General features: G+C 30.5%; 11 protein-coding genes. 2 read left to right on the plus strand and 9 right to left on the minus strand.

Annotated elements, in window-relative coordinates; all coding sequences use genetic code 11:
- Positions 1-397: 397 nt before the first annotated feature.
- Complete coding sequence (locus CLSA_RS16665; protein WP_022747625.1) at positions 398-1,444, minus strand: galactose ABC transporter substrate-binding protein; 1,047 nt, start codon at positions 1,442-1,444, stop codon at positions 398-400.
- Between the two features lie 379 nt (positions 1,445-1,823).
- Here CLSA_RS16665 and CLSA_RS16670 point away from each other — a divergent pair, with 379 nt between their 5' ends.
- Entirely contained in the window at positions 1,824-2,774 is a 951-nt protein-coding gene (locus CLSA_RS16670; RefSeq protein ID WP_022747628.1) for a transglutaminase domain-containing protein, read from the plus strand.
- Between the two features lie 745 nt (positions 2,775-3,519).
- Here the strand turns inward: CLSA_RS16670 and CLSA_RS16675 are convergent.
- Both CLSA_RS16675 and CLSA_RS16680 read right to left on the minus strand, forming a co-directional pair.
- Positions 3,520-4,215, minus strand: coding sequence for an MBL fold metallo-hydrolase (locus CLSA_RS16675; RefSeq protein WP_022747631.1), 696 nt, complete (start codon positions 4,213-4,215; stop codon positions 3,520-3,522).
- Positions 4,216-4,881: 666 nt separating this feature from the next.
- Positions 4,882-5,436 carry a TetR/AcrR family transcriptional regulator gene (locus CLSA_RS16680; protein WP_022747634.1) on the minus strand — a complete coding sequence of 185 codons (555 nt, stop codon included), beginning with the start codon at positions 5,434-5,436 and terminating at the stop codon, positions 4,882-4,884.
- A gap of 253 nt (positions 5,437-5,689) precedes the next feature.
- On the opposite strand from CLSA_RS16680, the gene CLSA_RS16685 reads away from it, so the two are divergent.
- Positions 5,690-5,920, plus strand: a complete 231-nt coding sequence (locus CLSA_RS16685; protein ID WP_022747637.1) for a hypothetical protein — start codon at positions 5,690-5,692, stop codon at positions 5,918-5,920.
- 797 nt (positions 5,921-6,717) lie between these two features.
- Here the strand turns inward: CLSA_RS16685 and CLSA_RS16690 are convergent.
- The 6 genes from CLSA_RS16690 to CLSA_RS16715 form a co-directional block, all read right to left on the minus strand.
- On the minus strand, positions 6,718-7,896 hold the full coding sequence (locus CLSA_RS16690; RefSeq protein ID WP_041716728.1) for an NAD(P)-dependent malic enzyme: 1,179 nt from the start codon (positions 7,894-7,896) through the stop codon (positions 6,718-6,720).
- An 87-nt stretch (positions 7,897-7,983) separates the two neighbouring features.
- Entirely contained in the window at positions 7,984-9,225 is a 1,242-nt protein-coding gene (locus CLSA_RS16695; protein ID WP_022747643.1) for an NAD(P)-dependent oxidoreductase, read from the minus strand.
- A gap of 256 nt (positions 9,226-9,481) precedes the next feature.
- Positions 9,482-11,050 carry a phosphoenolpyruvate carboxykinase (ATP) gene (pckA, locus tag CLSA_RS16700; RefSeq protein WP_022747647.1) on the minus strand — a complete coding sequence of 523 codons (1,569 nt, stop codon included), beginning with the start codon at positions 11,048-11,050 and terminating at the stop codon, positions 9,482-9,484.
- A 267-nt stretch (positions 11,051-11,317) separates the two neighbouring features.
- Positions 11,318-12,718, minus strand: a complete 1,401-nt coding sequence (locus CLSA_RS16705; protein ID WP_022747652.1) for an aspartate-alanine antiporter-like transporter — start codon at positions 12,716-12,718, stop codon at positions 11,318-11,320.
- A 90-nt stretch (positions 12,719-12,808) separates the two neighbouring features.
- A complete protein-coding gene (locus tag CLSA_RS16710) occupies positions 12,809-13,918 on the minus strand; it encodes a 2-methylaconitate cis-trans isomerase PrpF family protein (RefSeq protein WP_022747656.1) in 1,110 nt (369 codons plus the stop codon).
- Positions 13,919-14,106: 188 nt separating this feature from the next.
- Entirely contained in the window at positions 14,107-16,041 is a 1,935-nt protein-coding gene (locus CLSA_RS16715) for an aconitate hydratase (protein ID WP_022747658.1), read from the minus strand.
- Positions 16,042-16,070 lie beyond the last annotated feature (29 nt).

Consider the following 16,070-nt stretch of genomic DNA (forward strand, 5'->3'; position numbering starts at 1 on the left):
TAGAATAAATTATGGGAAAACTAATCACTTGATATGTTGTTTTATAACGATTTGCATACTGTATAATTTTATTTAATCACCACCTCCTATATAGACGTATATATTCAACTGATGTTTCACACTTGACACCATCTTATAAATCCATGTTTTTGGTGATTATGTATAGCTATAAAATGTACTTTGTAGGATAAGTTATAAAAAACCAGTCTCTTCCTATATTGTTTTATAGCCATTTGTAAGCTGTACAATTTTCTTATAGATAAGTCAATATTATAAATTTAATATCTATATAACTTAGGATTTACACCTAGATGGTAGATAACTGAAAAAACTAGCAGTATAGAATATGATTTAAAGCATGAGTAAGCTGACAAATAACTAAAACACTACAATTATATTAACCAGTGTATTCTCCATATGGTAATCTAACTGCCACTCCTGTTTGATCAAAATCATATTGTATTCCATCAAGTGGTTTCCTTTCATACACTAAATTCATTCCCATATCATAAATTACTTTAGACATAACTTTAGGATCTTGAATTACAGTACCTGCCATAATACCTTCATCTACTAATTTCCTAGCTTCTGGTATAGCATCAATTCCAACAACTGGAATATTCATTGTCTTATCATCTTTGTTATACCCATATTTCTGCAATGCTTCAATAGCCCCTATTGCCATTTCATCATTATTAGAAATTACCGCTTCAATTCTATTACCATTAGTAGCAAATACTGATTCCATAATATTTTCAGCGACGTCCCTATTCCATCCACATATTTTAAGGGCAATTTCTTGTGTTTTTATTCCTGCAGAGTTAATTTCTGAAACAGAATATTTAGTTCTATCAATTGCTTCTGTGTTATCCTTTTCTCCCATCAACATGACATATTGCATAATATCATCTTTATTTCTATCTATACTTTTATTTGAATTCCACGCATTTATTAAAATTTTCCCTTGTAATATGCCAGCTTCTTTTGAATCTGTTCCTACAAAAAAAGCTTTATTATAAGATTTAACAGCATTTATATCAACTGGCTCTCTATTAAACAAAATCACTGGAATATTCTTAGCTTTAATTTTATTAATAACTTCGCCTGTAACTTTTGTATCTACTAAATTTAAAAATATAAGATTAGCATCTTCATTTTCAAGTACTGAATCAATGCTGCTATTTTGTATTGATTGGTCATTTTGACCATCATAAAAAGCGAATTCAACTTTATCTTGATTGTTCTTTTGAATTTCTTCAAAACTTTCATGAACTAAGGAAATATATTTATCTTTAAAGTCATATAAAAATGCTCCTATTTTTACAGGCTTTTGTCTAAATGGAATCACCTCAGCATTAACTTGTATATTGTTATATGATAATACTATTGAAAACATAATAATTAAAGTTTCTAATATTGCTATTATTCTACTTGATGCCTTCATTTAAAATCCCTGCTTTCATTCATTACATAATAATATTATTATCATTAAAAAGCAGAAATATTTATATTATGTAATTTAAATAACAAACTATTTACTATTGAATTTTAATATCACCTATTGTTTAATGTGACAAGTAAAAATATTACCATTACCTATTGGGAATATTCAGTAGTTGGTTTTCAAAGATTTACTAAATCTGAACTTTTATTTTATTATTTTAATAAGATAATTCTACTGCATAATTAACTAATTCATAGCCTTACTATTCACTTGGAAATATACTACTTAAAATGATTAAATTACTATGTAAATATATCATCAAAAAATATGGTCAGCATGATATAATAATGTAAAAAGATGATATAATGGGGTGCATGATATGAGAAGACCAAAATTATCAAAATTAATAGTTAGTTCATTATTAGCAACTTCACTTCTAGCATTAAGTCCAATTGCGGCAAATGCTGAATGGAAGAAAGACAGCACAGGCTGGTGGTTTACAGAAGGACATTCCTCATATGCTACTGGTTGGAGATTAATAGATAGGAATTGGTATTATTTCTATTCTGATGGTTATATGGCACATGATACATCAATCGATGGATATTATTTAAATAGTAGTGGAGCATGGACTGATTCAGCAAGTGCTGTAATAGGAAGAGAAATATTGAAAAACATTAGGGTTCAAAATCCAACATTCTACATGCAGTGTTCAAGCAGTGATATAAGTATTAAAAATTTAGGAAACGTTATCAAAAGTCAAATAGAACAATTAAAACTTTCAAATTCATATGAAATGTACAATGTATCTGATTATAAATTAAATATGTCAACTAATGGCTCAGGTATTATTAATATAAAAGTTACTTGTAATTACAAAATGACTGCAAAAATGGAAGCTGATTTAGATTTAAAAGTAAAATCAATAATTGCAAGTATTGCTCCTAATACCATGAGTGATTCACAAAAAGAACTCGCTATACATAACTGGATTGTCAACAATACACGATATGATCAATCTTATTCAATATACGATCCATATAATACTTTGATTAAACATACTGGAGTTTGTGAGGGATATGCTCTACTAGCTCAAAAAATGTTTACGGTTGCAGGAATTAAATCAATTGTTGTAGAAGGAACATCAGATGGACAAGCTCATGCATGGAATTTAGTTTATATAAACAGTAAATGGCGTCACGTAGATTGTACATGGGACGACCCAATATCATCTGTTGATATTCTACGATATGATTATTATAACTTAACGGACAAGCAAATTAGTGCAGACCATTCATGGAATACTTCAAAGTATCCAAGTGCTAATTAATTATAGATAAATAAGTTTGGATTTAAGGTCAAGTGATAGCTTACCGAAAGAAAGGGTACTCTGTTGTTCCGGTTACTAGAGAAAATGATTGTGGATTTCTAAAAGCAGAAGTTGTTCCATTCCAGCATGCTCCTTAAGCAAGTTAAGGACAAGCAAGAATAGTACAACTTCTCCTGAAGAAATCCTACATTCGTTTTCTCAATGTAACACTGCACAAAAGAGCACCCTTTCTTTCTGGTTTCGAATATATTTAAAAGTTTAAGTTTAATCGATAGTTTTTTATCTATATGAGGATGTGATAAAGTCTATTTGATACAATAAATTATAGAAAAACTAATCACTTGATATGTTGTTTTATAACGATTTGACGACTGTATAATTTTATTTAATCACATTCTCTTATAGATAAGCAACCTAAAATTTAGACCTCTGAAAAACTAATAAATATTATTAATTTAGATATATATCGAAAAGTAGAAATAGAGGTGATGCATTTGTGTAGTGTTACCTCAAAAATTTTGATAGCTATGCTTCTTAGATTGTAAGTTGTTCCACATGTGCTTGTTCACAGCATGTCTGTGAAGCAAGCATTGTGGGTACAACTTGCAGTCTTAGAAGCATCTATCAAAATTTTCAGTAACCGAAACACATGCATTACCTCTATTTCGGTTAGCTACTACATAAGTTTAAGTCTTGATTGGGATATCTATATTAAAATATCAATTAATACTCACTCTTTTAAATATCAGTACGAAATTATCCTTTCACGATATATTTCCGAACAATTCATTATTTTTAACATCTTTATTACTGAATTATCATTCCAAAAATGCATTGGATACACTTTATCTGTATTAGTATTTTTCATAAAATAATCAAATCCTAAGTAAAACCATTCTCCTTGTCTAGGATCTAAAACCACAAAAGCAGCATCAAAATGTCTATTCTTTATTTTTGCTATTTCTTTCTCAAACTCTTGCATCATATTTTCGTTAAAAATTTTATCCTTGTAATTCCATACCCATAAATTAAGATCACCTGCATGATAAATTGTCTTACCATCTACTGTAACAATAAACGCAACCCCTTCATCTGTTGAATTTAAAGTTTCTATTTTTAAATCTAATGTTTCAAGAACATCGTTACTCTTAATAAATTCAATCTTTTCATAAATATCATCAGTAATACCATGCTTATTAAATAAATTTCGCCCAAATGCCGTCTTAATGTCTCTTGAAAAAATATATTTAACATTTGGATATTCTTTTAATAACTCAAAAATTGACATATTAAAATGATCATGGTGATTATGACTTGAAAACACATAAATTGTTTTCTCTTTATCAAACTTAGGAAGTTGTCCTTTATAATAATCAAACAGTAAAATCACATTCTCAAATTCCACTGAAAAACAACTATGTTCAATATAAGTGATCTTCATTTTCATCATCCTTTCTACAATATTTCAATTACTTCTAAGTGCTAAACAATTGCGATTAATTACCTTCTACCTCGTCATCATATATTCATAATATCACACTGCCATGACCTTACTCAAGAGTTTTTTGCAATTTTATTTTATTATTCTTTCATTTAGTCTTGATTTTTAACTGTTTTTTAAGATTTTATATTTCATAACGCAATTTTAACTTTTAATAATTTCATTTTTAAATGAATTTCAAAATTTTCTCTAAGAATATCTCATTTATTCCTCCAGTATTTATACAGGCAATTACATAATTATTAATTTTATTTCTTCTCTTTAAAAATTAGAAAAATAATTTAAAAATATCTAATTTTTAAGGAATATTAAAAGAAGTAGAAATCAATTTAAATTGCTTTCTACTTCTTTTAACCTGGATTATTTATTAATTGTAAAATATAACAGTATATGAAAGGTATTGCTAAAACACTACATTTTACAAATATAGACTATTCACTTAAAAAATGAGCAAAAATACAGAAGAAAGATTCACGTCTATCTATAGTTTCATTACAAAAAAATATTAACAAAGGAGAGTTTCATATTGGTAGTTTATTAGAAAAATCATTAAATTTCGAAAGTGGAAATTTAACTTCAGGTACTGGAATTATATTGTATAGATAATCATATATTAAATATAAAATCATCAATCATTAATTGAAAACTTTCTTCTATATTTACTGGAGTTTGAAAATATCCATGAGAACTTAAGGATACAAAGCCATGTAGAAGACTCCTCAACGCTCTGCTTTTATGAGTTATAAATGTATTGTCCTTATTATAAAATTCTAAAATCCTATGTATTATAGTATTAATTTCTTTTGATAAACGCTTTACATCTTCATTTTCAGTACTTGGAATGTTCATAAAAAGCCTATAGCCGCTCTTATTTTTATAGGCAAACTCCCTATACACATCTGAAAACTCTCTAATAGCATTCTCACCACTTTTTCCAATTAATCTTTCCATTAACTCTGAATTTAAGTTATTTAAAAAGTATATTGTCATTTTTATTTTAAGATCATCTATATTTTCGTAATAATTGTATAATGATGGATATTTTATATTAAGTTTTTCTGCAATTTTTTGAAAATTAATCTGACTAAGCCCAATTTCATCAGCCAGCAAAAAAGCAGTTTGAATAATCTTTTCCTTTGTTAAATTTCGCTTTTGAACCATTTGAATACTCCTTATAATACTAGTTAATAAAACTAGTTTATCATGATAAATTGTATTTATTAAACAACAAAAAGTAGAAACAAACTATAAATTATAGTTTACAAATTATATTTTATAGTTTATTATTATAATCACAGTACATTCACAATCTGGTTGATAAAGTATTATTAACCTAACAATGTATAAACTTAATTTAAACTATTGAGTATTGTAAATTAAAAATTAGAATAGAAATCAAGGAGGAATTTATATTATGAGTTATAAAAATAATGAAAGTAAAGTTAATACAAGTTATACAAAATGCGCAGGTTTTGGATTTTGTGCATGTTGCAATGAATCAGTATGCACCGTTAACGAATTAAATAATTCTAAGTCTATAGAAACTTTTCATGATGATATAAATAAAAAAATTAAAAATCTTCAAAGTAGAAAAAATAAAACTACTTACACTAAGGATGAAGTGATTCAAATATTAAAGTCATAGAATAAAGTGGCTGTGCCACGCTCTCTCTTAATAACGTTTTTGCACGCTAAATTTCTCTTAGCCATTGATATGACTGGCTCTCAAGATTCAAAAATTTTATACTTTCCTAGACATGAGCAAAGTGGCTTCGCCACACTCTCTCTTAATTATATTTTCACATACCATCTCCATCTTAGTCATTGATACAACTTGCTTTAAAAATCCCAAAATTCTATGCTTTCAGAGACATAAACAAAAGTGGCTGTGTATGCTCTCTTTTAATCACATTTTCACAAGTCAACTTCTTCTTAACCCTTGATATAATTATCTTTCAAAATCTGATTATTTTATACTTTCCTACGAAAAAAACAAGCACTTTTCCATTATACTTTGTGAAGGCTTTTCCTTCATGGGCAGTTCCTAAACAACAAAGAAATAGCCTTCCACGATACTTTTAGGCCATCGCAGTAAGCTATCCTCTATTAACTTACAGATACGCAATTTTTAAATCTACAATAACTGGTTTTATTGTTTTGATAAAACCTCATAATTTATTTTATGACTATATTCTAAGGCACATGAAAGAAAATAACGAGTCCAAAATGCCATGATTATTTTGTATCAGGCAAGGAAGTAGATTTGTCTCATAGCGGGCTATTAGAGGAATCTGCTGATGAGCAGAGAACCCAAATCTATGATTTGGTGTGAATCGCTTACTCAGTGAGCGTATGCGAGTCGAGCTTCCTCTGATGCAAAATAGGCTTGGCAGATGGACTTGTTATTTTTTTGATTGTGCCTAATGTAAATATGGTTTATTTTTATACTCTTGCTATATCTAACTTTATTGCTGTTTCAATAACAGCATTAGCAACAGCATTAGAAACATCTTCATTAAATACTGTAGGTACAATATTGTCCTCATTTAATTCATAATCATTTATTAAGTTTGAAATTCCTTTTGCTGCTGCAATTTTCATTTCATCACATATGTCTTTAGCTCTAACCTTTAGGGCACCTTTAAAAATTCCTGGAAACGCTAAAACATTATTAATTTGATTTGGAAAATCTGATCTTCCTGTAGCTATGACTCTAGCTCCTGCTTTTTTTGCCTCATCAGGCATTATTTCTGGAATTGGATTCGCTAAAGCAAAAACTATGCTATCTTCATTCATGCTTTCTACCATTTCTTTAGTTACTACATTACCATCTGAAACACCAATAAAAACATCAGCATTTTTAATTATATCTTCTAGTTTGCCTTTTTCTAAACTTCTATTAGTAACCTTCGCTATTTTTTGTTGTGGATCATTTAATGTAGTATCACCGTCTGCAACTGCACCATTTATATCACATAATATTATGTTTTCTGCTCCAGCTGAAATTAAAAGCTTAGCGGTTGCAATACCTGAAGCACCTGCACCATTTATTACTACTTTTATTTTTGCTATATCTTTATCTACTATTTTTAAAGCATTATATAATCCTGCTAAAACTACAATTGCAGTTCCATGTTGATCATCATGATATACTGGTATATCAAGTATTTCTTTTAGTTTCTCTTCAATATAAAAACATTCTGGAGATTTTATGTCTTCAAGATGTATTCCGCCAAAACCTATTGCAATATTTTTTATTGTATTCACTATATCATCGGCATCTGTAGAGTCTACACAGATTGGCATTGCATCTACATTTCCAAATCTTTTAAGTAATAGCGCCTTACCTTCAACTACTGGAAGTCCTGCTAATGATCCTATATTTCCAAGACCTAGCACTGCTGTTCCATTTGTGATTACAGCAACTGTTCTTCCTTTTATTGTATATTCATATGCATTTTCTTTATCTTTAGCAATTTCTAAACATGGTCCTGCTATACCTGGAGTGTAAGCTAACGCTAAGTCCTCTCCATTTCTTAATGGCATTGTTCCCACAACTTCAATTTTACCTCTTTTTTCTCTATGTAATCTTAGTGATTCTTCTTTTACATTAATGCTCATACTATACAGTTGAACTATTATATAGTAATAGTTCAACTTCACCTCCCCTTTTACAATTACGTTATTATTGCAAATCTCATCCTATATCTATTCTTCTATTGAACAAACATATTCATCAATAGCTTGTGCTACCAGTTTAGATACTCTTACAGCTTCAACTACTGTCTTTGCACCAGTTACCACATCTCCCGACGCGAATACACCTTTCCTGCTAGTTCGTCCAAATTGATCTACCTCTACTAACCCAACACCATTAATATTTATTCCAATTGTATTAGAAACAATATTTGAGCGAGGGCCTTGTCCTATTGCCAAAATAACTGAATCTGCCTTAAATATACCTTCTGTAGATTCCAGATACTCAATTTTCTTATTTCCACTGTCATCTTTTACAACTTCTGTTCTTACATATTTAACACCTTCATCAACTATTTCAATAGGAGCTGTAAATACTTCGAACTTAACTCCATCAATTTTAGCGTATTCCACTTCAATTGGTTCTGCTTCAATACTTTCAGGATCTTCCCTATACATTATATTAACATCAGTAGAACCATTTCTAAGAGCTGTTCTTGCTACATCCATTGCCACATTTCCTGCACCTATAATGCACACTCTTTTACCCAAATTGTACACCTTAGGATTTTTCAAATAATCTATAGCATAATGAACATGTCCAAAAGTTTCACCCTTTATTCCTAACTTCCTAGGTTTCCATACACCTGTGCCAATAAATATAGCTTTATATCCATCGTTAAAAATATCATCAATAGTTATGGCCGACCCAATTAAAGTATTTGGTCTTATTTTTATTCCCATATTTATTAATTTATCTTTTAGTTTTAGCAACACACTTTTAGGTAATCTGAAATCTGGAATGCCATACCATAAAACTCCTCCCATATTATCAAGAGCTTCAAAAATAGTTATGTCATAACCTTTTGCTGCAAGCATAATGGCTATTGTAATTCCAGCAGGACCTGATCCTATTATTGCAACTTTCTTATTAATCTTTTTTATGGTTTTATTATCATTAAAATTTAAATAATAGTCTGATATATAATTTTCAATTAAGCTTATTTGTATTGGGCTGCCTTTCCTTCCCATAACGCAATGTCCCTCACATTGATTTTCATGTGGGCAGACTAACGAACAAACTACTGATAATGGATTATTTTCAAAAAGTTTTTCTCCACATTCCATAATGTTTCCATGTAAAAACATTTGTATGATTTCATTAATAGGAGTATTAACCGGGCAGCCTTCTTTACACATAGGCTTCTTACAATTTAAACATCTATTTGCTTCTTCTATAATAAATTTTCCCATAAGCTCACTCTTCCTCCAATATCATCGTAATTGTTCATTATAACTTTTATAGAGTTCCACATTGATAGCAAGACATATAAATTACTACAAATTAAGAAATATCAGTAGTTTTTTAATTTCATAAGTTTGAATCTTAAACGGGAACCCTATACTCTCAAGTTTTAACCAAATAACAGACCAAAAATGTGCGTATATTTTTCTTCATTGTACCTTAGTTTAAGGAACTATATACAAACATCACTTTACACGCAAATTATTATAAACTTGGGCCTGCATTTGAAATATCATCAGATACATTTTTAAATTTTGCAAAATTATCATTGAATTTTTGTGCTAACTCTTTAGCTTTTTTGTCATATTCTTCTTGGTTTTCCCATAATCCTCTAGCATCAAGAAGTTCACTAGGAACATTTGGACATACTTCTGGTACAAGTACTTTAAATAATGGATGCTCATTGAATTTAACATCTTTAAACTTATCTCCAATTACTGCATTAACCATTTCTCTTGTGTAAGAAAGATTAACTCTGTTTCCTGTTCCGTATGATCCTCCTATCCATCCAGTGTTTATAAGGTATACTTCTGCGTTATTCTTATCAACTTTTTCGCCTAATAATTTAGCGTAAACTGCTGGATTTAAAAGCATAAATGGTTCTCCAAAACAAGCTGAGAATGTAGCTTTAGGTTCTGTTATACCTCTTTCAGTTCCTGCTACCTTACTTGTATATCCAGACATGAAATGGTACATAGCAGCTTCTTTAGTTAATTTACTTATTGGAGGCATTACCCCAAAAGCATCTGCTGTTAAAAATATGATTTTATCAGGAGTGTTTCCAACACCACTAACTTCAATATTTTCTATATGATGTAATGGATAAGCTGCTCTAGTATTTTCAGTAAGTGAACCATCAGTGTAATCTGGAACCCCTTCTTCATTTATTACTACATTTTCAAGTAAAGCACCAGATTTTATTGCACCATATATTTCTTTTTCCTTTTCTTTATTAAGACCTATTGCCTTTGCATAACAGCCACCTTCAAAATTGAATACACCTTTATCACACCAACCATGTTCATCATCTCCAATAAGTTTTCTATTAGGATCTGTAGATAAAGTTGTTTTTCCTGTACCTGATAAACCAAAGAAAATAACAGTTTGTCCGTCTTCTCCCTTATTTGCTGAACAATGCATTGGTAATACACCTTCTTGAGGAAGTAAGAAATTCATTACTGAAAACATTGATTTTTTTATTTCCCCTGAATAAGCTGTTCCACCTATAAGAATTATCTTCTTTGAAAAATTCATTAATACAAAAGCTTCTGAATTTAATCCATCTTCAATTCCCTTAGCCTTAAAACCTGGAGCTGAAATTATGTTAAACTCTGGCATATGATTAGAAAGTTCTTCTGCACTTGGTCTAACAAACATTTGATTAGCAAACATAGCTTGATAAGCACATTCACATACAACTCTTATAGGAAGAGTATAATCCTTTAAAGCACCTACAAATCCATCAAATACAAATAAGTCCTTTTTCTTTAAATATTCTGTAACATCAGCATAAATTTTATCAAATACTTGTTCATTTGTAGGTAAGTTGATTTCTCCCCAGTTTATTGTATCTTTTGTCACATCATCTTTTACTATAAATCTATCCTTAGGAGATCTTCCTGTGTATTTTCCTGTATTTACAACTAATGCGCCTTTATCTGAGAAAGTTCCTTCTCCTCTATCAACTGCAAACTTTGCAAGTTCTTCTACCTTAATATTTCTGTATAAGTTGTTATATTCTTTTATATTTAAATAATCTAAATTTATAGTCATAATAAATTTATCCTCCTTGTTAATTCTATATTAATATCGATAAATACCCCTCATTGCATCTCAATTATTCCCATATACTTCATAAAACTTCATTATATACTTTGCTTATAATCATCCAAAATTGGTTCTTATAATATTGTTACTCAAAGTATAGATAGTTAACATAAAGCCTAGAAGAATAAAATTCTCGCCAGGTTTTATGTTAACTTAATACTAATCCAATTTGAAATTGTACCTTACTTTAAAATTAATACAAACTGCCTTTCACTACATTAAAAACATTTTGTATAATATTGTTATAAACAATACCTTACATAACAGTGCAAATGGATAAGTTGCACCATAACCAGTAGCTGCATCATCACTACCTATTGCATCAACTGCAGCTCCAAGTCCAGGTGTTGAAGTCATACCTCCACATATAGCTCCTGCTAATATAACCCAATTAAGTTTAAGTACATATCTTCCAACTATGAATCCCATTGTAATTGATGTTAAAACAACTACTAATCCCATCATAGCTAACCAAACTCCTGATCCAGCAAAGGTATTAATAACATCATATCCATAACTTAACCCAACTGTTGCTAGGAAGCATACTAATCCAAACTGTCTTATTGCACCTAATATCTTGCCATCCATTCTGAAATGAATCATACCCATTTGACCTACATTACTAAATATAAGAGCACTCATTAATACTCCTCCTGGAGTTCCTAAACTAAAGTGTCCTAATTTTCCTAATGGAATGTTTATTGCGCCTATTATGTATCCTGCAAAACAAACTAGCGCAAATGCAACAAGATCAAAACCAACTTCTTTAACAACCTTTTTCTCTGCTTTTTCACTATCTATAGCAACTTCTTCTTCTTTTCCACCAAACGCCTTCATTGATTCTGCAAATGCTTCTTTTTCTTTCTCAACATTTATACGGAATATTTTAGGAATAAGTACCATAGATAATATAATTGAAACTACTCCAAATGGGAATGCTGCTGTAAAGCCTGAACTTACATCTGCTTGAGTTGCTTTAACAATTGCAGTCTTTTGCTCATCTGTTAGTTCATTAGTATTTTCTGGAGTTAACTTTCCAGACTTATCAATCATTTTTAATACTTTAGTTTTATCTTCTGTTGTCATAGAACTATATGTTGCTGCTATTTCATTAGCATGTTCCTTAGCTGAATCAAGTGAAGCTGCAAGTCCTGGTGAACTTGTAAGCGCTCCAGCATATATACCAGATACTTGATGAGGACTATATTGTTTATTGCTTACTAAGAATCCATAAGTTAATGCAACTCCTGTAAATGTAACTACAAAACCTATAGCAATAAGTTTAACTCCATATCTTTTTAATACACCTTTCAAATCCTTACCTGCTAAAAGCCCTACTGCAGCAATAAACAGAATAAGGAATAAATTAAAAAGATCTGTAGATATAACACCATTATTTACTAATTGTTGTGCCATTTTATTAGTAGCTCCACTATTTACAATACTCTTTGCATATGTTAATACTGACCACCCTAGTGCAATCCCAGCAAATAAGGCTCCTGAAAGACCAAACTTGAATTGACCAATTTTTATTTTTCCGAATAAAAGTCCTAAAAACGCTGCTAAAAACAGTAACACAAATGGGCTCATTACAAGATTATCAAAATTTATCATGGTTGATTCCTCCATTATATTTCGAATTATTTTATCTATTGTCAATTTCAAAACGGTAAATATTGCTAATTAATAATTGATTATTATTTTTTAATATTCGTTTCTTGTATACACATAACCATCCATTATTCTACGTGCAGTTCTAAGAATTTTTACAGATTCAATTTTTCCACCATTAGATTGAGCAATTGTATCTATAACACCACCTGGATGACCAATTGTAATTTTATCGCTACTGCTTTCCATTAACTTGTTAACTAAAGTTCCTTCAATACTTGCAGCTGCTGTTATACATACTGCACCTGTTATTGCAAGAGCCTTATGTGGTTTTTGCATCGACATCATTCTAACAACTATATCCATATCTTCTTTTTTTCTTTCATTTCCACTTAAGTCCACATAATCAGCTGATGCTGATACAATTGTTGACTTTGGTACTGCTGGTGATTTCTTTGTTGCTTCTTCTTTACTTGCAAAGCCGCACATTTCAGCTGCTATAGAACGTATTTCTTCTATTAGTTTTAACTTTTCATCTGTAAATTCGTCTGGTAATTCAGTACCTTTTAATCCAATATCTTTAGCATTAATAAATACTAAAGGATTAGCCGCATCAACAATAGAAATACTTATTTTACCTATAGAAGTCTCTATGTAATCAATTACATTACCTGTAGGTAATAGTTTTCCTGTAACAGATCCTTCTGGATTGCAAAATCCAAGATATATTGGTGAACCTGGATTTGGTACCCCTGGAATATATGCTTCGCCTTCAGTTTTTGCACGTCCGTTTTCAACTTCCACTTCTGCAACTATTAACTTATTTGTATTAGTATTTAATATCCTTACAGCTACCTTTTCCCCTGTTACTTCAACTAATCCTTCATCTATTGCAAATGGTCCAACTACTGACGAAATATTTCCACAATTTCCTTTAAAATCAACCACTCTATCTGTTAAACTAACTTGAGCAAAAGTATATTCAACATCATACTCTTCGCTATCTGATTTTTTTATTATTGCAACTTTACTTGTTAATGAGTTAGCTCCACCTAAACCATCGATTTGTCTTGCATCTGGACTTCCCATTACATCTAAAAGGAAATCTGACCATTTAGCCTTATCCTCTGGCATATCATTATAATGAAATACTGCTGCTTTGCTTGTACCGCCTCGCATTAAAGCACATTTTACTTTATACATATTTACTCTCCCCTTAAAACATATATTTCGTTTATATTCTTGCAGAAACATAAAATAAATTATAAAATATTCCTAGATAAATTTTTTTATCATTCACTCTTTGAGATGTCATTGAATCACACCACATAATTTTAATGTCATCCCAAAGAGTTTTTAATTATTATTTTTTAAGTTTAATGGAACAATTATTATAATAACTTCTTAATAAAGTTCAATTGTCCACCAGCTAATAACACTTCTTTTTGTCTATCCGAAAGAGTTGCATAAGCCTTAATTTCAAATCCTTGAGTTTCGTTTGCTATAACAAATTCACTCTTATTTACTAATTCCTTAACATTTTTAATTACTAATTTATCATCTTGATTTATTCTGTCGTAATCAGCTGCATCAGTAAATCTTAATGGTAAAATACCATAATTGATTAAGTTATCATGATGAATTCTTGCAAAAGATTTTGCAAGTACTACTTGAATTCCTAAATACATAGGTGCAAGAGCAGCATGTTCTCTACTTGATCCTTGTCCATAGTTTTCTCCTGCTACTATAAATCCACCATTTTCACTTTCTTTTGCTCTTTTAGCGAATGTAGGATCTATTCCGTTAAACACATATTGTGATATAGCTGGAACATTTGATCTAAGTGGAAGAATTTTAGCACCAGCAGGCATAATATCATCAGTTGTAATATTATCTTCTACTTTTATAAGACATGGTGCACTTATTACATCATCTAATTGTCCTCTTAATGGTAATGGTTGAATATTTGGACCTCTTCTTACAACAACATCATCTGTATTTTCTACAGGTGCTTCTAACATTCTGTCATCTACAATACGATCCATTGATTCCTTTATTGATTCTAAAATATTTACATCTACTACATCTTTTGGATCACTTATTACTCCTGTTATAGCACTAGCTGCTGCAACTTCTGGACTTGCTAAATAAACTTGTGCATCCTTTGTTCCACTTCTACCTCTAAAGTTTCTGTTAGAAGTTCTTAGAGAAACTCCAGCTGATGGTGGTGCTTGGCCTATACCAACGCAAGGTCCACATGCACTTTCAAGTACTCTCGCTCCAGAAGCAATTAATTTTTGAAGTATTCCGTCTCTTGCTATCATTTCAAAAACTTGTTTTGAACCTGCTGCTACAGAAAGGCTTACATCTGGATGAACGCATTTTCCTTCTAAAATAGCTGCAGCCTTAGCTAAATCGCTATAAGATGCATTAGTACAGCTTCCTATAAATACTTGATGAAGTTTAGTTTTTTCAAGGTCTTTTATTTTAACTACTTTATCAGGCATGCTAGGCTGTGCTACCATTGGTTCTATTTCAGCAAGGTTTATTTCCATTACTCCATCATACTGTGCATCTTCATCTGGTAATAATTCTACCCAATTTTCTTCTCTTCCTTGTGCTTTCATGAATTCATAAGCTACTTTATCACTTGGGAAAAGTGAAGTTGTTACACCTAGTTCTGCTCCCATGTTAGTTATTGTTTGTCTTTCAGTTATGCTTAATGTTTCCACTCCTGGACCAGTATATTCTAATACTTTTCCAACTCCGCCTTTAACAGTCATAATTCTTAAAATTTCTAAGATAACGTCTTTAGCAGCAACTCCTGGTCTTAGCTTTCCTGTTAACTTAACATTAATTACTTGAGGCATTACTAATGGGAATGGTTGTCCTGCCATAGCCATTGCTACGCTCATTCCACCTGCACCTATAGCTATCATACCTAAAGCACCTGATGTAGGTGTATGGCTATCTGAACCTAATAAAGTTTTTCCTGGTGCTGCGAATCTTTCTGTATGAAGTTGATGACATATTCCATTACCTGGTCTTGAGCAATATATTCCATGTTTTTTAGCTATTGTTTGTAAGAATATATGATCATCTGCATTTTCAAAACCTGCTTGTAATGTATTATGGTCAATATAACTTACTGAAACTTCAGTTCTTACTTTTGGTATTCCTAATGCTTCAAAAGCTAAATAAGACATTGTACCTGTAGCATCTTGTGTTAATGTTTGATCAATTTTAATTGATATCTCTTCTCCTGCAATCATTTGTCCTTCTACTAAATGTGATTGTAGAATTTTTCTAGTTATATTTTGTTTCACTATTTTGTACCTGCCTTTCTTAATAAACT

This window comes from Clostridium saccharobutylicum DSM 13864 (assembly GCF_000473995.1).
In the GTDB taxonomy this organism is placed as follows: Bacteria; Bacillota; Clostridia; order Clostridiales; family Clostridiaceae; genus Clostridium; species Clostridium saccharobutylicum.